This is a genomic window from Pseudomonas sp. DWP3-1-2 (genome assembly GCF_049896285.1).
GTDB lineage: Bacteria > Pseudomonadota > Gammaproteobacteria > Pseudomonadales > Pseudomonadaceae > Aquipseudomonas.
Genome location: NZ_JAFCTZ010000001.1, coordinates 945,228 through 962,082, shown reverse-complemented (window position 1 = coordinate 962,082; position 16,855 = coordinate 945,228). Strand labels below are relative to the sequence as shown.

17 protein-coding genes are annotated in these 16,855 nt (G+C 59.9%); 6 read left to right on the top strand and 11 right to left on the bottom strand.

Annotation, left to right across the window (positions count from 1 at the left end):
- Position 1: 1 nt before the first annotated feature.
- From ACP7B0_RS04490 to ACP7B0_RS04470, 5 genes are all read right to left on the bottom strand, one after another.
- Positions 2-706 (bottom strand): YoaK family protein, encoded by a 705-nt coding sequence (locus tag ACP7B0_RS04490; RefSeq protein ID WP_426139701.1) that lies wholly within the window; start codon positions 704-706, stop codon positions 2-4.
- A 68-nt stretch (positions 707-774) separates the two neighbouring features.
- Positions 775-1,002, bottom strand: coding sequence for a hypothetical protein (locus ACP7B0_RS04485; protein WP_426139700.1), 228 nt, complete (start codon positions 1,000-1,002; stop codon positions 775-777).
- A 180-nt stretch (positions 1,003-1,182) separates the two neighbouring features.
- The gene (locus tag ACP7B0_RS04480; protein WP_426139699.1) at positions 1,183-1,524 is read right to left on the bottom strand and encodes an FKBP-type peptidyl-prolyl cis-trans isomerase; all 342 of its coding nucleotides are present in this window, start codon (positions 1,522-1,524) and stop codon (positions 1,183-1,185) included.
- 133 nt (positions 1,525-1,657) lie between these two features.
- On the bottom strand, positions 1,658-1,939 hold the full coding sequence (locus ACP7B0_RS04475) for a hypothetical protein (RefSeq protein WP_426139698.1): 282 nt from the start codon (positions 1,937-1,939) through the stop codon (positions 1,658-1,660).
- 440 nt (positions 1,940-2,379) lie between these two features.
- Complete coding sequence (locus ACP7B0_RS04470; protein WP_426139697.1) at positions 2,380-3,486, bottom strand: Gfo/Idh/MocA family protein; 1,107 nt, start codon at positions 3,484-3,486, stop codon at positions 2,380-2,382.
- 237 nt (positions 3,487-3,723) lie between these two features.
- Here ACP7B0_RS04470 and ACP7B0_RS04465 point away from each other — a divergent pair, with 237 nt between their 5' ends.
- On the top strand, positions 3,724-4,503 hold the full coding sequence (locus tag ACP7B0_RS04465; RefSeq protein WP_426139696.1) for an acetoin reductase: 780 nt from the start codon (positions 3,724-3,726) through the stop codon (positions 4,501-4,503).
- Here ACP7B0_RS04465 and ACP7B0_RS04460 read toward each other — a convergent pair.
- A complete protein-coding gene (locus ACP7B0_RS04460) occupies positions 4,500-6,416 on the bottom strand; it encodes a sigma-54-dependent Fis family transcriptional regulator (protein WP_426139695.1) in 1,917 nt (638 codons plus the stop codon). The two genes, ACP7B0_RS04465 and ACP7B0_RS04460, sit on opposite strands and share 4 nt — an antisense overlap.
- 303 nt (positions 6,417-6,719) lie before the next feature.
- Here ACP7B0_RS04460 and ACP7B0_RS04455 point away from each other — a divergent pair, with 303 nt between their 5' ends.
- From ACP7B0_RS04455 to ACP7B0_RS04435, 5 genes are all read left to right on the top strand, one after another.
- Positions 6,720-7,697: a thiamine pyrophosphate-dependent dehydrogenase E1 component subunit alpha gene (locus ACP7B0_RS04455; RefSeq protein WP_426139694.1), complete on the top strand. Its 978-nt coding sequence runs from the start codon at positions 6,720-6,722 to the stop codon at positions 7,695-7,697.
- A 55-nt stretch (positions 7,698-7,752) separates the two neighbouring features.
- Complete coding sequence (locus ACP7B0_RS04450) at positions 7,753-8,772, top strand: alpha-ketoacid dehydrogenase subunit beta (protein WP_426139693.1); 1,020 nt, start codon at positions 7,753-7,755, stop codon at positions 8,770-8,772.
- Positions 8,769-9,875: an acetoin dehydrogenase dihydrolipoyllysine-residue acetyltransferase subunit gene (locus tag ACP7B0_RS04445; RefSeq protein ID WP_426139692.1), complete on the top strand. Its 1,107-nt coding sequence runs from the start codon at positions 8,769-8,771 to the stop codon at positions 9,873-9,875. Before ACP7B0_RS04450 ends, ACP7B0_RS04445 begins: the two co-directional genes overlap by 4 nt.
- 379 nt (positions 9,876-10,254) lie before the next feature.
- The gene (locus ACP7B0_RS04440) at positions 10,255-11,805 is read left to right on the top strand and encodes a TerC family protein (RefSeq protein ID WP_426139691.1); all 1,551 of its coding nucleotides are present in this window, start codon (positions 10,255-10,257) and stop codon (positions 11,803-11,805) included.
- Positions 11,806-11,952: 147 nt separating this feature from the next.
- Positions 11,953-12,219, top strand: coding sequence for a hypothetical protein (locus tag ACP7B0_RS04435; RefSeq protein ID WP_426139690.1), 267 nt, complete (start codon positions 11,953-11,955; stop codon positions 12,217-12,219).
- Positions 12,220-12,297: 78 nt separating this feature from the next.
- On the opposite strand, the gene ACP7B0_RS04430 is transcribed toward ACP7B0_RS04435, so the two are convergent.
- The 5 genes from ACP7B0_RS04430 to ACP7B0_RS04410 all read right to left on the bottom strand — a co-directional run bounded on the left by ACP7B0_RS04430 (position 12,298) and on the right by ACP7B0_RS04410 (position 16,832).
- Complete coding sequence (locus ACP7B0_RS04430; protein ID WP_426139689.1) at positions 12,298-13,446, bottom strand: MalY/PatB family protein; 1,149 nt, start codon at positions 13,444-13,446, stop codon at positions 12,298-12,300.
- Between the two features lie 424 nt (positions 13,447-13,870).
- Entirely contained in the window at positions 13,871-14,311 is a 441-nt protein-coding gene (locus tag ACP7B0_RS04425) for a CBS domain-containing protein (RefSeq protein ID WP_426139688.1), read from the bottom strand.
- Between the two features lie 151 nt (positions 14,312-14,462).
- Positions 14,463-15,539, bottom strand: a complete 1,077-nt coding sequence (locus ACP7B0_RS04420; RefSeq protein ID WP_426139687.1) for a protein-glutamate methylesterase/protein-glutamine glutaminase — start codon at positions 15,537-15,539, stop codon at positions 14,463-14,465.
- A complete protein-coding gene (locus tag ACP7B0_RS04415; protein WP_426139686.1) occupies positions 15,520-16,029 on the bottom strand; it encodes a chemotaxis protein CheD in 510 nt (169 codons plus the stop codon). Before ACP7B0_RS04415 ends, ACP7B0_RS04420 begins: the two co-directional genes overlap by 20 nt.
- The gene (locus ACP7B0_RS04410) at positions 16,026-16,832 is read right to left on the bottom strand and encodes a CheR family methyltransferase (RefSeq protein ID WP_426139685.1); all 807 of its coding nucleotides are present in this window, start codon (positions 16,830-16,832) and stop codon (positions 16,026-16,028) included. Before ACP7B0_RS04410 ends, ACP7B0_RS04415 begins: the two co-directional genes overlap by 4 nt.
- Positions 16,833-16,855 lie beyond the last annotated feature (23 nt).

Sequence of the window (16,855 nt, the reverse complement as noted above, 5' to 3'; positions counted from 1 at the left end):
CTTAACGAGGCATGTAGCGGCGTTGCCAGCGGTGGGGGATTTTCAGAGACAGCAGCCCCAGTAACGCCGCCAGCATGCCGCAGATCAACATGGCGTTGAGGCCCATGCGTTGTTCCAGGATGGCGCCGATCACGGCGCCGATGAACATCCCGGTCCAGGGCACCAACTGCACGCGCCAGCCGTCGCGGTGTTCGCCGAGCATCCAGCGGCCGAAGCCGCGTCCAAAGCGCGACAGGGCACCGGTCACATAGGTCAGCCCCACGGGCAGGCCGTTCACTTGTTCCACCGCCGCATTGAGCATTCCCATTGCCAGAATGGCGGCGACGACCGTCCCGATCCGCGAATCCAGGGGCCACGCGGCTGCCACGCATAACAACATGCCGATGCTCAGCAACAAGGGCAGGGCGCGCCGGCCGCCGAGGCGGGCGACGACGATACCCAACGCATTACCCAGAACGAAGGTGGCTATGGCCAGCGACAATCGGGCCGTCGTGCCGATATCGGCATCGCTGATGGCGACCGCCAGCCGTGTGGTGTTCCCGCTCATGAACGAGACAAAGTCACCGGTGGCCATGAATCCGATAGCATCGGTCATGCCCGCCAGCACTGAAAGGGCGGCCGCCAGCGACATGCCTATGCGCCCGCGCCATTTCTGCATGTGCAAGTGAGCGGGGCTTACAGTCCTTCTGACGGGGGAGGGCAGCATCGGCGGTTCTCTGCGTTGACCGGTGGATCAGGAGCGAGACGTTCGAAATTCAAGCGCACGAAGACGGACTAAAGTGCCTTGTTGCGTACGATGCGCTTGGCCTTTACTTCGTCAGCGTACGCTTTGAGCTGGTCGGCATCGCCATACAGGCGGTTGACCAATTGCAGAATCGCGGTGACGTCGACTTCAGACATTTGCTCGGCAAGCCTGAGTATTTCATTGGCAGTGCTCTCCAGGTTGGCGGCCGTTCCTTTCAGATGGCGCTTGAGCTCCTGGGTGGGTTTGTTCAGGGCCATACCCTTTTCCTGTTCCTTTCGTGAATACCTGCAATCGAAGCCGCGAAAGCATCGCTTTTTCTGTCCGAACAAGCAATTGAAGTTTGCGAGAAACACGCGGTTCCCGGGGGAGCACACCTACCCTTGGTCAGGCATGGCTGGCAAGGGTAGCGAGGACGCAGGGCACGCAGCGACGCTGATTCAATCGTCCCGTGTCAGGACTTCCAGCAACTGGATTTCGAACCGCAAGTTCGAACCCGGTTTGATGTGAGCGCCCACTGTTCGATCACCGTAAGCCAGATGAGCCGGCACATACAAGGTGCGTACGCCGCCGACTTTCATGCCCATCAAGCCAAGGTCCCAGCCTTTTATCACGCGACCAGTCCCGATGACGCACTGGAACGGCTTGCCTCGTTCGTAAGAAGAGTCGAACACCGTGCCGTCCTCAAGAAAGCCGGTGTACTGGGTCGTGATCAAGGCGCCTTTGACCACTTCTTTACCGTCACCGGTGCGGACATCTGTAATCAATAACTCTTCGTTCATGGCGGTGCTCTGGAAACCTGGAGAGAGGGCGGCTTTTTCTCAGGAATCCTGCTCACCTGCAATCGATTTCGTCCCGTTGGGGAATCGGGTTGATTGTGGGAACGACGCTCCCGCAGGCGAGTGTGCGTGGACGTCAGAGACTCTGACTGCTGACGATCATGGCCTGGGTAATGTTTTCCTTCTGCTGCTCGGTGAAGCCGTCCCAGACGTGAACCTTGGCGTAGTAACCCAGGCCGGCCACGGTGTAGAGACTCAAGGTCAATACCATCACGATGGAGATAAACGTCCAGCGGCCACCCTCGTCTTCCCGGGAAAAGTCTTGCGAGTGATTGTCGTCACGGCCGTTGCGCGAAACTGCACTGGAAGCGAGACGTTTGAACCACTGGAACAGGTGAGCTACAACAAGGCGCAACATGGAATTACCTCAACGTTGAAAAAATGAGCAGCGACGCCCTGCGGCGGCGATTTCGAAAATGCGGTCAGTCGGGCAGGGCAGCGAAAAATATCGGATGCCGAAAACGCAGAAAGCCCGTCGATGACGGGCTTTCTTTTTATGATTCGGGTCAAGTCGCCGGGATTCGAATTCGCTGACCTTGAGGGTCATTGATGTTCGTTTCCGCATCCGCTTGCCGGTATGGAAACATTTTAGAACAAATGTTTTTTTCGAACTAGGGCCGATACAGGGTCATCAGACAACTGGTGGCCTGAACGGCCGTGGCATTTTGTCGCGTCATGCCTTATCGGAATTGGGCCTGGCGCGCTACGAGGCACGATCAGCGCGCACCTGATCGCGGCCTCCCATTGTTCCAATCGCCTGCCTTGAGCTCGACGTATCAGGCCCCAGGCAGCAACGGATTACTCATTCGGCTCATCCGTGTTGATGTATTTCGGCACCTTTGCCAGCGGTAGACGCCGGGCCTGTTCCACGCCGATGCCGGGCCTGTCGGGCAACGGTTCGAGGGTTTGTGCCTGGCCTGTTTCAAGGCAGCGCTCGATGGCCGCCAGTACCCGCACGTCGCGCCAGCCTTCGTCACCATCGGGCTCGGGTTCACGGTTCTGCAGGATGCAATCCGAGAAATACTGGGTTTCCCCGCCGAACTGATCCACCACCGGGTGGGTGTGTTCCTGAGTCTTGCCGTCGATGATGGCGCGGTAGCTGATCGCTACGCCTTCTCCAAATCCGTAGCACGGCGAGGCTTCGAATTCGCCTTCGGTACCGATCAACTGGAAACGCTGGGTGCCCGGCAGGCTGTAGCTGACGGTGAACTGCGCCAGACGCTCCTCCGGGAAACGCAAGGTCACGCAGACGGTGTCCGGGGTATTGATTTCCCGACCCGGGGTATGGATTGCGACCGCATGGACTTCCACGGGCTCGGCGTCAAACAGGTTGCGAACCGCGTTGATGGGATAAGGCCCCATGTCAGCGGCAGGGCCCGCCCAATAACCACTTTGCATGCGATGGTTGGCAGGCTTGGTGATCTGCGCGAAGGTCGAGGTGAACAACCGGAGGTCGCCGATTTCTCCGGCCCGGACCCGGCTGACCATTTCCACCATGCCTGGCTCGAAATGCAGGCGGTAGGCAATCATCAGCTTGGCGCCGGAGCGCTTGGCCGCTTCAGTGATCGCCAGACAGTCTTGCTCGCTGGTGGCCATGGGTTTTTCCAGCAGCACGTGAATGCCGGCTTCCAGCGCCGGTACGGCGAATTCCCGGTGACGAAAATTGGGCGTTGCCAAGTAGATTGCGTCTATTTCGCCGGACTTGAGCAGGGTGTCAAATTCGTCGTAGTGATAACTTTTTAGGTCGTAGAGTTCGGCCAGCCCGTCCGCCTTGATCGGGTCGCCCGTCACGAGCGCGGTCATGACCGAGTTATCGGTCTGATCGACGCCAGGCATGAACGCCCCTTGAGAAATCCAGCCTCCGGCGACGACTGCGTAACGGATTTTTCCCTGTGCATCTGGCATGGGTGAGGTCTCCAGAATCGTCAGGCGGGATGCCCGACGCTTATAGAGTCGGCACGCGCATGAGCGGGAAGTTCAAATCAATTGCTCTGCGACGGCTGTCTGGTCCAGAGACCGGGCAAGTCGTCAGGCAGATAATGAGACGTTGCGTCTCAGGGATTGCGCCAATTGCAAAAGCCCTCGACGGCACCTGCGGAACCTTCCATACAAGCGTCTCCTATCCATTAAAAGGAGAACGTTATGAGCATTGCCGGAAAAGTCGCGTTGGTAACGGGGGCCGGTCAGGGCATTGGCAGGGCCATCGCCTTGCGTCTGGCTCGCGACGGTGCCGATGTCGCGCTGGTTGACATCAATGCGACGAAGATCAACCAGGTGGCCGAAGAAATCGCTGGGTTGGGGCGCAAGGCCACCGTGTTCGTGGCCGATGTTTCGCAGCTGGATCAGGTCGTCGCCGCCGTTGAACACACGTACATCACGCTGGGTGGCTTTGACATCATCGTCAACAACGCGGGCGTGGCCCAGGTGGAGTCGCTGCTTTCAGTCACGCCTGAACAGGTCGACCGGATTCTGAAGATCAACGTGCAAGGCGTGCTTTGGGGCATTCAGGCCGCGGGCAAGAAATTCAAAGCCCTCGGACAGCCCGGCAAGATCATCAACGCCTGTTCCATCGCGGGCCATGAAGGCTTCGCGCTGCTGGGCGTTTACTCGGCGACCAAATTCGCCGTCCGTGCGTTGACCCAGGCGGCCGCGAAAGAGCTGGCCAGCGATGGCATCACCGTCAATGCCTACTGCCCGGGCGTGGTGGGTACGGACATGTGGGTGGAGATCGATCAGCGCATGGCCGACATTACCGGCGCGGCCGTCGGGGCAACGTACAAAAAGTACGTCGGCGGTATTGCCCTGGGACGCGCTGAAACTCCGGACGACGTGGCAGGTTTCGTGTCCTACCTTGCCGGTCCGGATGCGGACTACATGACCGGGCAGGCGCCGTTGATCGATGGCGGGATGGTGTACCGCTAACGGCCACCGATCTCGATTACGTGATTGCGATGCTGCGTGCGCGGCATCTCGATCCCGTGTTGATTCACCCGGCGATACAACGTGGCCCGTGATATGCCCAGGGCGTGGGCGGTTTCCCGGGGTTGCCAGCGATGGCGAATCAGCGCGTCCAGCAATACCTGACGTTGCGGGCTGACAGCGTCCTGCATCAGCGGCCCGGCAACAGGCGACGGGCCTTGGAATTCCGGCGGCAGGTCGTCGATCTGAATGGTTCCACCGTCGCATACGGCACAGGCGTAACGCAGTACATGACGCAACTGCCGGATATTACCCGGCCAGCCATGGCTCAGCAGGCGTTCCAGGGTCGCCGCGCTCATGCCGACGGGCAGGGTGGCATTCTGGTTTTCCTGCGCCAGCAACTGGTTGATCAACGTCAGGCGGTCGCTGCGTTCGCGCAGCGGCGGCAGTTGGAAGCGCGCACCGCCGAGGCGGAAATACAGGTCTTCGCGAAACTCCCCGTTGCGCACCATGGTGCTGAGGTCCCGGTGGGTGGCGCAAATCACCTGTATGTCCACACGCTCGCGACGCGATGCCCCAAGCGGGGCGACTTCACCTTCGGCCAGGACGCGCAGCAAGCGGGTTTGCAGGGTCAGGGGCATGTCTCCGATCTCATCGAGAAACAGCGTGCCGCCATCGGCTTGCAGCAGTAAACCCTTCATCCCCTTGCTGGATGCACCGGTAAACGCGCCTGCCGTATAACCGAACAGTTCGCTTTCAATCAGGCTTTCCGGGATTGCCGCGCAGTTCAGCGCCACGAACGGTTCACGCTTGCGTGCGCTGTGATCGTGAACCTGACGGGCGAAAACATCTTTGCCGGTGCCCGTCTCGCCCTGAATGAGGATCGGCAGATTACGATCCTTGACCCGCACCGCCAGACGCAGGTTATCCGCCATGCGCGGGTCCAGCCGGGTGCCGTCATCGGCCACGCACATGGGCACCCGGTTTCCGGGTTTGAGGCGCGGGGCGCTGACGCGTACTTGTAGCGTGTCAGCACCGGCTTGCCAGTTCAGCACCTGTGGCGCCTCGTCGACCGCATGACGTAAGGCGTCGATATCGAAGACTTCGCTGATGTGCTCGGGTAAACGCCCAAAACGCAGACGCAGCGCCTGACGCGCTTTGCTGTTGATGCCTTGCAGGCGACCATCACGGTCCCAGGCCAGCAGCAGATCAGGCTGGCTGTCGACATAGCCCTGCGTGCTATGGGCCTGCAGCACCCAATGGCCTTGGGCGCTGTGCATGAAGAATGCGTTTTCGATAGAGCGGGCGCTCAGCGCCACCATCTGCCGAATCAAATGCTGGCTGCGGCGGTCATCAGGGGACTGGACCGCGGAGGCATCCACAACACCGAGCAGTTCGCCTTGCGGGTCGAAGACCGGTGCGGCCGAGCAGGTCAGCCCGATAAAGGCAGCGCGAAAGTGGTCGCGCTTATGCACCGTGACCGCCGCCTTGCTGGTCAATACCGTGGCGACGCCGCAGGTGCCTTCTTCGGCTTCGGACCAACAGGTGCCCAGGTACAGACCGGCCTTGCGGCAATCGCTGCGAATCGCTGAATCCACCCGATGATCAATGGTCTGGCCCTGAGCATCGGTGAGCAGCACGCAATAGTCGGCGTGCCGCACCCTGGCATGCAGTTGCGCGACTTCTTCGCTGGCAACCCGCAGGAACAACTCGGCCCGGTCACGGCATTCCTTGAGCAGCGTGGTGGAGAGAATGCGCGGCCCCTGAAGCGAGCCGGGGTCGAGATGGTGTTGTTCCATGGAGCGTCGCCAGGAGTCGTAAATCAGCGGCGGCACGGGCGCCTGGGGCAGGCGGCCAGCGTTTTTGACCACCCGACTGACGCAATCCACGTGGGCTCTGGAGTTCGCGGCGAGCATAGGGCCTCCGGTTCTCGATCATTGTTGTTATGGCGGCTATTAAGCGCCCAACCCATGACGACGACAAGTCGCAGCCACGGCCACCCATCGCTGAGACGCAGCGTCTCAGTGTTCCACCGATCAGGGCGATATGCCGAGATGCAGCGTCTCATCCTGATCCGCCCAACACTGTTTTGCAAAGCCGTTCAAGGGCTCTGGCACGGGCTTCAGGCGGAAAATGGCACAGGTTGGCCCCGTGTTTGCTCTGTCCATCGGGCTGGAATTATCCGGCCCGAGTGTCGAGACAACCTGGAGAACAACAATATGTCCACTCACCTGTCCACCGATCAGTTGCTGCATGCTTACAAAGTGATGCGCACCATCCGTGATTTCGAAGAGCGTCTGCACGTGGAGTTCGCCACCGGCGAGATTCCCGGTTTCGTACATTTATATGCCGGCGAAGAAGCCAGTGCCGCTGGCGTGATGGCCCACCTCAACGACGATGACTGCATTGCCTCCAATCACCGGGGCCACGGCCACTGCATCGCCAAAGGCGTCGATGTGTACGGGATGATGGCGGAAATCTACGGCAAGAAAACCGGCGTGTGCGGCGGCAAGGGTGGCTCGATGCACATTGCCGATCTGGAGAAGGGCATGCTGGGCGCCAACGGCATTGTGGGAGCAGGCGCGCCCCTGGCAGCGGGTGCCGCGCTGGCCGCCAAGCTCAAAGGGACGCAAGGTGTTGCCGTGGTGTTTTTCGGTGATGGCGGCTCCAACGAAGGCGCGGTATTCGAAGCCATGAACCTGGCCTCGATCATGAACCTGCCGTGCATTTTCGTTGCGGAAAACAACGGCTACGCCGAAGCCACGGCCTCCAACTGGTCGGTAGCCTGCAAGGACATTGCCGATCGGGCCATCGGCTTCGGGATGCCAGGCGTCACCGTCGACGGGTTCGATTTTTTCGCCGTACACGCCGCAGCGGGTGCTGCCATCGAGCGCGCCAGGGCAGGGCAAGGGCCTTCCCTGGTGGAAGTGAAACTGACCCGCTATTACGGCCACTTCGAAGGCGATGCCCAAACCTACCGTGCCCCGGACGAAGTGAAGAACCTGCGCGAAGCCAACGATTGTCTGGAGCAGTTCAGCCAGCGCTGCATCGAAAACGGCTGGCTGGAGCGGGCCCAATTGACTGTCATTGATCAGGAAGTCGAGCAATTGATCGAAGACGCCGTGCGGCTGGCCAAGTCAGATCCAAAACCTCAGTTGGCTGATCTGCTCAGCGATGTCTACGTCAGCTACCCATGACCCGTTAACGACGCTGACTTGCGCACTTTACGACAAGAATAAAAGGACAATCATCATGGCTAGAAAAATCACGTATCAGCAGGCAATCAACGAAGCCCTTGCCCAGGAAATGCGCCGCGATGCCAGCGTATTCATCATCGGCGAAGACGTGGCCGGCGGCGCGGGTGCGCCGGGCGAACAGGATGCCTGGGGCGGCGTACTGGGTGTCACCAAAGGCTTGTATGGGCAGTTTCCCGGCCGGGTACTGGACGCGCCGCTGTCGGAAATCGGCTATGTCGGCGCGGCCGTGGGTGCCGCCACCCAGGGCATGCGTCCGGTCTGCGAGCTGATGTTTGTGGATTTCGCCGGTTGCTGCCTGGACCAGATCCTCAATCAGGCCGCCAAGTTTCGCTACATGTTTGGGGGCAAGGCGGTCACGCCGCTGGTGATCCGTACCATGGTGGGCGCGGGCTTGCGTGCGGCGGCCCAGCATTCCCAGATGCTCACATCGCTGTGGACACATATTCCGGGCCTGAAAGTGGTCTGCCCTTCGTCGCCCTATGACGCCAAAGGGTTGCTGATCCAGGCGATCCGCGACAACGATCCGGTCATTTTCTGCGAGCACAAGATGCTCTACAGCATGCAGGGCGAGGTGCCTGAGGAGCTTTACACCATCCCGTTCGGCGAGGCCAATTTCCTGCGCGAAGGCAATGACGTCACCCTGGTTACCTACGGGCGCATGGTGCATTTGGCCATGGAAGCTGCCGCGAACCTGGCGCGTCAGGGCATCGACTGCGAAGTGCTGGACTTGCGCACCACCAGCCCCATGGATGAGGACAGCATTCTCGAAAGCGTGGAGAAAACCGGTCGGCTGGTGGTCATCGACGAAGCCAACCCGCGTTGCTCGATGGCCACGGACATCAGCGCTCTGGTTGCACAAAAAGCGTTTGATTCCCTCAAAGCGCCCATTGAGATGGTCACCGCACCGCATACCCCGGTGCCTTTTTCCGATGCCCTTGAAGACATGTACATCCCGAGCGCCGCAAAAATCGAGGCCGCGGTACGCAAGATCAGCGACAAAAGGAGCGCTGCATGAGCCAGATTCATACCCTGACCATGCCCAAGTGGGGCTTGTCGATGACCGAGGGCCGGGTCGATACCTGGCTCAAACAGGAAGGTGACCGCGTCGAAAAGGGCGAGGAGTTGCTCGACGTCGAGACCGACAAGATATCCAGCAGTGTGGAAACGCCGTTCAGCGGTGTGCTCAAACGGGTGTTGGCGCGTCCGGATGAAACCCTTTCGGTGGGTGCGCTACTGGCGATCATTGTTGACGGGGACGCCACCGATGCCGAGATCGACGAAGTCATTGCGCGGTTCCAGGCCGATTTCGTGCCCGCCAACGATGCCGCTGAAGCCTCAGGCCCGACGGCGCAGAAAATCGAGCTCGAGGGCCGAACCCTGCGCTACTTTGATCTGGGCGAGGGCGGCACGCCGCTGGTGCTGATCCATGGCTTCGGCGGCGATCTGAACAACTGGCTGTTCAATCATCAGGCGTTGGCGGCTGATCGGCGGGTCATCGCCATGGACCTGCCCGGTCATGGCGAGTCCGGCAAGACCCTGCGCACCGGTGACCTGGATGAGTTGAGCCACAGTGTGTTGGGGCTGCTGGATCATCTGGATATCAACACCGCGCACCTGGCCGGCCATTCCATGGGGGGCGCGGTGGCGCTGAACATGGCCCGACTGGCACCCCGGCGGGTGGCCAGCCTCGTCCTGATCGCCAGTGCCGGGCTGGGCACCGAGATCAATGGCGAGTACTTGCAGGGCTTTGTCGACGCCAACAACCGCAACGTCCTCAAACCGCAGCTCATCAAACTGTTCAGCGACCCAGGGTTGGTCAACCGGCAAATGCTGGAGGACATGCTCAAGTTCAAACGCCTTGAAGGGGTTGACGGCGCCTTGAGGCAATTGGTCAGCCAGTTGTTTCCTGACGCACGACAAGCCGTCGATTTGCGCCCTCAGGTTGGGCAGCAACCGAGCCTGATCATCTGGGGCGCAGAAGACGGGATCATTCCAGCCCATCATGGCGAGGGATTACCGGCCCAGGTCGAAGTGCTGCCGGGTCAGGGGCATATGGTGCAAATGGAGTCCGCCGATCAGATCAACCGCTTGATCGGCAGCTTTCTGAAAGCGCTGTAGTCGTCGCCCCGGCGAGTCCATCGCCGGGGCTTTTCGTGCCAGCCAGTGCATTCGACCAGACCTGCCGAGGGGATGCGTACGCCGGTTTGTTCAACGTCTTGTAATACTTTGCCCCGTCGGAGAAGGCGCGAGCCGTTGTAGGATCACGTCCCGCATTTAATTTCAGGATTGTATGAATACCGTTCAGGAGCCTCCCAGTCGCTCTGTTCTCCGCATCGCCCTTATGATTTTCAATCCCGCCCTCGCGCGTGAATCAAATCAGAACGTCACCCCCTCTTTTATACCGTCCCACCTGGCTACCCTCACACCGCCCCGAGCGAGTGACGGTTATAGCTGTGGGCGATCGTCTGACCTTTGCCTGCGCGAGCGCCAATAACTCATGGAATGGATAGTTGACCCTACGGCATGGCTTGGTCTGCTGACGCTCATCGTGCTGGAACTGGTGTTGGGCATCGATAACCTGGTGTTTATCGCGATCCTGGCCGACAAGTTGCCGCCTGAGCAACGAGACAAGGCCCGTGTTATCGGCCTGTCCCTGGCGTTGATCATGCGTCTGGGCCTGTTGGCCAGTATTTCCTGGATGGTCACGCTGACCCAGCCGCTGTTCGAAGTGTTCGATCACAGCTTTTCCGGGCGGGACTTGATCATGCTGTTCGGCGGCGTGTTCCTGTTGTTCAAGGCCACCATGGAGCTGCATGAACGTCTGGAAGGGCATGTCGCCGAACGCACCAGCAACCTGACCTACGCCAGGTTCTGGCCCATCGTGGCGCAGATTGTCGTGTTAGACGCGGTGTTCTCCCTGGACGCCGTCATTACCGCCGTCGGCATGGTCGAGCATCTGGCCGTCATGATGATCGCCGTGATGATCTCCATCGGTCTGATGATCGTGGCCAGCAAGCCGCTGACCCGCTTCGTCAATGCCCACCCGACAGTGATCATGCTGTGTCTGGGCTTTTTGATGATGATCGGCTTCAGCCTTACTGCCGAGGGACTGGGCTTTCATATCCCCAAAGGCTATCTGTACGCGGCGATCGGCTTCTCGATTCTTATCGAGGTGTTCAACCAGGTTGCCCGCATGCGTCGTAAGCGTTCGTTGCATGGCATGCGGCCGATGCGCGAGCGCACGGCCCACGCTGTCATGCGTCTGCTGGGCGGTCGCCGGCTGGATGCCGATGAAGTGGGCGAAGAAATCGCTGACATGCTGGAAGGGGAGCAGACTGTAGCCGTGTTCGACCGCCGTGAGCGGGTGATGATCAGCGGCGTGCTGCAACTGGCTGAGCGGCCTATTCGCTCGGTCATGACACCCCGCGCCGAGGTCGATCACATTGATCTGGCCGACGATGCGGACAAAATCACCCTGAAATTGATGCACTCGTCCTATTCGCGCTTGCCGTTGATCCGCGAAGGCCGCATTGATGAGCCGTTGGGCTTCGTGCACAAGAAGGAGTTGCTCAAGGAACTGCTGGCGGGCAATCAGCCGAACCTTGAAGTGCTGGCGCGCAAGGCGATCAACCTGCTGGAAAACTTCACGATCCTCAATGCCCTGGAGCAGATGCGCAAGGAGTCGACCCACATCGCCTTTGTGGTCAACGAGTTCGGTGACTTCATCGGCATCCTGACCATGACTGACATTCTGGAATCCATCGCCGGTCAGTTGCCCGACGCCAGCGAGATCGACGGTCCGGATATCGTCGCCGAGGACGGAGGCTTTGTGGTGTCTGGCGCTCTGAATCTGAGCCATGTGCGCGAGCGTATTGGCTTCCAGGCCAAAGCCACCGAGGACTATCAAACCGTTGCCGGACTGGTGATGAGCTTGCTGGACCGCTTGCCGCGCAAAGGCGATCAGCTGGATTGGGAAGGCTGGAACATGACCGTCGTGGGTGTTGAAGAGCGCCGGGTGACGAGAGTGGTGTTGCGCAAGACTGAGTAATCTCTTTTGCCGACGTCGCGATTACGCGGCGTCGGCGGGGGATCAGTCAGATTGATATTCAGTATGTACAGCGGTGGTTTTTCTTCAAAAGCCGCGGCCCGTAAATTGGGCTCCAACAGAACGACTCATCTACTGGAGCCATAGATTATGAAACGTACCATCGCCCTGAGCTTTGCCTTTTCGATGCTGACTGCGACGGCGGCCTTTGCCAACTCGCAATCCGCCACTTTAATTGCCCAACCTGCGGCGGCCCCGGTTACGCAAATCGCTGATCACGTAAACCGTGAAAACAGTGACATGGGCGTCGCCACTGCGGGCAACAAAACCTTTGATCGCGCTCAGGTCCAACGGGACAGCAAGGTTTTAGTCGCCGAGAACCGCAAAGAATTCGGTTCGCAATACCAGCGTTATTGATTGAGTATTCTTGAACAGGACCCAAATCAAAAAGCCCGGCTAGCCGGGCTTTTGTTTGTCCGCTGCAAGCCGTGCGTTTCAGCGATTGCGCAGACTGCGCTCCATCCGCGCCAGGCCTTCTTCCAGCAGCGAGCGGGGGCAGCCGAAATTCAGGCGCACGAACTGCTGGCAATCGTTGCCGAACTCCGCGCCTGCACTCAGGGCGACCTTGCCGTGCTCCAGAAAGAATTGTTGAGGGTTATCCAGGCCCAGCGCCGAGCAATCCAGCCATGCCAGGTACGTGCTTTGCGGCAGGTGCATGACCACGCCGGGCAGTCGGGTCTTGACGGCATCAGCCAGATAATCGCGATTGCCCTGCAGATACGCCAATACAGCCTTTAACCAGTCGCCACCTTCGCTGTACGCGGCGCGAGTCGCTTCCATGCCCAAGACGTTGACGCTGTCCACCAGGCCCAGACGGCCATGGTTGAAGCGCTCGCGCAATGGCTTGTCCTGGATGACGGCAAACGCGGTCTTGAGCCCGGCAATGTTGTAAGCCTTGCTGGCTGACATCAGGGTGACCGTGCGTTTGGCGATGTGCGGGCCCAGCGAGGCAATGGGGATGTGCCGACGCCCGTCAAACAGAATGTCGGCATGGATTTCATCGCTGATGATCAGTGCGTCGTTGCGCACGCATGCGTCCGCAATCAGGCGCAACTCCTCGGCGCCGAACACCTTGCCCAGCGGGTTATGCGGATTGCTCAAGAGCAGGGCGCCCGCACCTTGCAGCGCGTTGTCCAATGCCCCCATGTCGGTTTCGTATTCACCTTGGGCATTGGCTTTGAAGGGCAGTTCGATACGAGGTTGCTGCCAGTTATTCGGGGCTTTGGACAGCGGCGCATAATTCGGCGTTTGCAGCACCACGCCGGCACCTTCAGCGACCAGCGCATGCAGCGCCATGTTGAAACCCGGCTCGACACCCGGCAGGAATACCAGTTCTTCGGGTTGCACCTGCCAGGCATAGGCTTGCCAAAGGTGGGCAACGACCGTCTGGCGCAGTGCATCCTGCGCGACGCCGTAACCGAGCAGTGGGTGCTCAAGACGTTTATGCAGTGCCTCCAGGATCGCCTCGGCCACCGGGAAGTCCATATCGGCGACCCACATGGGCAAGACATCGGCAGGGTACTGGCTCCACTTCTTGCTGTCGGTGTCGTGGCGCTCGAATACGGTGTCCAGGTTAATCGTCATGGCAGTCTCGGGAGGTAGAAGTGCCGGACAGGTTAGCTGCGCTGGCGGTCACGGTCCAGAGTGGCCCCACGGGTTAGCGCCTCATGCTTTTGATTTTGGCTTTTCCGTGCCGAGGTCTGACAGACACCGCCAAACGCGCGTCGGGAGGCTGAGCGCAGGTGTCGTGGGGTGGGGCGACCGGCATGGATGCCGTGGGCCATGGATGGCCCGTCGGCGCGTACCCACACCACGGCACCGGAGCGAAGGAACCCCTGCGCAGCAGGGGCCGGACGTCAGCGCAAACGGTTTTCGTCTATTTTGCCACGACAAAATGGACCCGGCCGTCAGGACGGAACCTCAAGGCGCAGCGCCGCCAATGCTGTTGGTGCCACCCGATTTGAGACGCGCCACCACCAACACGTCGTCTCCAGCCCCCCAAACCTCTTCACACCCCGCGAATGTACTGTTCCAGTTGCTGGATCAGGTCGGCCTGTTCGGCAATGGCCTCTTTGACCAGGTCACCGATGGACAGCAGCCCCAGCAACTCGCCGTGTTCCACCACGGGCAGGTGGCGCAAGTGGTTGTCGGTCATGATGTTCATGCAGGTTTCGACGGTCTGTTGCGAATCCACCGTGATCACTGTGGCACTCATGATTGCGCTGACCGGGGTGCCGATAGAGGATCGGCCCTTGAGGACCATCTTGCGCGCATAATCACGCTCGCTGACCATGCCCACCAGTGCGCCGTTGTGGACCACCGGCAAGGCGCCGATGTTCTTTTCAGCCATCACCTTGAGCGCCTCCAGCACCATCTGATCCTGCGCAATGGTGTGCACCTGTTGATTGTGCGAAACCTTGAGTTTCAGCAGTTGTGCGACTGTTTTCATGCAAATGCTCCGGTGGTGGCCGGGTCAGCGACGGGCTGCCCTGACGTTGTTCTCTACAGAATCGTAGACGGCCAGCGGTTGAGCAAGCATCAAAACCGCTTTCGAGCGACTAAAAGTGCGGTTAGCGGCCATAAAAACGCTCGCCACCTGCTTATTTGTGCAGAATCGCGTGGTGAATGTCCTGCAAGGGCAGGATTCGCTGTGCGGCGTTGAGCTTGATTGCTTCCTTGGGCATGCCGAAAACCACGCAGGTGGCCTCGTCCTGAGCCACCGTCGAGGCCCCGGCGTCGAGCATTTCCTTGAGACCCCGCGCGCCGTCATCACCCATGCCGGTCATGATGATGCCGGTGGCGTTGCGGCCCGCGAACTTCGCCACGGAGCGAAACAAGACATCCACCGAGGGGCGATGCCGATTGACCAACGGGCCGTCCACTACCTGCACGTGATAGAACGCGCCGCTGCGGGTGACCATCATGTGTTTGCCGCCGGGGGCGATCAGCGCCAGACCGGGCAGGATGCGGTCATTGTTTCGCGCCTCGCGCACTTCAATGTGGCTTAACCCGTTGAGCCGTTCGGCAAATGACGCGGTGAATTTTTCCGGCATGTGCTGAACGATGACCATGCCCGGGCACACCCGTGGCAGCGCGGTCAACACCGCTTCCAGCGCCTGGGTGCCACCGGTGGAGGTGCCAATGGCGACGATGCGTTCGGTCGTCTGGGCCATGGCCTGTCCGCTGGCTGCGGGCAGCATGGCATCCGCCGACAGCCGCGTGGATGGGGTCAGTTGCACGGCCGCGGGCCGCTTGCCCAGGTTTTTGACATTGACCTGGGCGGCGGCGCGGATTGCCGAAACCAGTTCGGCCGCCGACTCAAGCAGGAAGTTTTTCAGGCCGCTGGTGGGTTTGGTGATGATTTCCACCGCACCCGCCGCCAGCGCCTGCAAGGTGGTCTCCGCGCCTTTCTGAGTCAGAGACGAGCAGATCACAACCGGCGTCGGGCGCTCGCTCATGATTTTCTTGAGGAACGTAATGCCATCCATGCGGGGCATTTCCACGTCCAGAACGATGACATCCGGCCATTCCCGGGCCAGCTTGTCCATGGCAAAAATAGGATCGGAGGCCGCGCCCATGACATGGATGTCCGGGGTATCGCTGAGAATTGCCAGCAGTACTTGACGAACCACCGCCGAGTCGTCGACCAGCAGTACGTTAATTTTTTTCCTGGGCATTTCCGGTACGTGTCCTTATTGGTTTGTGACTGACCCACACATGGCCGTTGCTGGTGTCGAAGATAACGTTTCTGTGCCCTGTACTCCCCATGTCTTGAGCGATCAGGTCGAGATGGTAGTGGTCGGCCATTTCCAGCGCCGCGCTGACATTCATCTGCGCCACATCGTTGGAATGCGTGTCCTGGCGTATGCCCGGAAACATCTCGCCGCCACCGAACAGTTTCAATTGGTAGTCCTCGGCCGCCGTGTGGTGCGCCAATGCCTGGCGGAGGAACAATTCAATGGCTTCGTCGCCGTACTTGCCGTTCAAGGCAGTCGATTTGCGTGGTCGGCTGGGCAGCATGAAGTGACACATGGCGCCAATTTTTCGCCCTGGATGCCAAAGCGTTACCCCGACGCAGGAACCGAGCACCGTGCGCAGCCGGACCGGGCGGGTTTCGAAACGAAAATCCCCGGGGGACAGATATAGATCTTCAGCGATTGTGTTCATGGTTTGCGGTAAATAGAGGGCGCTACCAGTTTGAGGGCATCCGAAACACCGTTGAGGCTTTCTGAATGGCTGACGATGAAATAGCCGCCGGGTTTGAGCTTGGGGAGCAAGCGTGCCACGACACGGACTTTGGTTGGCTGATCGAAGTAAATCATCACGTTGCGCAGGAAGATAACGTCAAATTCCCCCAGTTCAGGCAACGTCTCGTTGAGGTTGACCTGCAGGAAGTTGACCCGGCTACGCAGTGTTCGATCAATCAGGAACGTGCCTTCCTGGCGGCCCGTGCCTTTGAGGCAGTATTTGACCAGCAATGGCTGGGGCAGGTTGCTGGCGCGTTCAAGGGGGTAGTGACCGGTTCGCGCCTTGGCCAGCACTTGTGTGCTGATATCCGAGGCCGTCACGTCCCAGGGCGTCGTGCCCAGGCCTTCCGCCAGGGTCATGGCCAGACTGTAGGGTTCTTCCCCTGACGAGCTGGCGGCGCTCCACACGCGGAACGTCTTGCCCGGTGCAGCACTGGGCAGCACGTGCTGGCGCAGAAAGTCGAAGTGCTTGGGCTCGCGGAAGAAATAGGTTTCATTAGTGGTCAGCAGGTCCAGCGCAACCTGCAGCTCATCGGCTCGCTGGCCGCTCATGATCAGCGTGAAATAGTCACCATAGCTGTGCAGCTCATAGTGCTTGAGGCGCTTGAACAGGCGACCGGCCACCAGTGCCTTTTTCGCCGATGACAAGTTGATGCCAGCCGCCTGATAAAGCCAGGACTGGAATTGGCCAAATTCGGTATCGCTCAGCGCTGATGCACTCACGGGGCATTCCTTGCTCGTTAGTG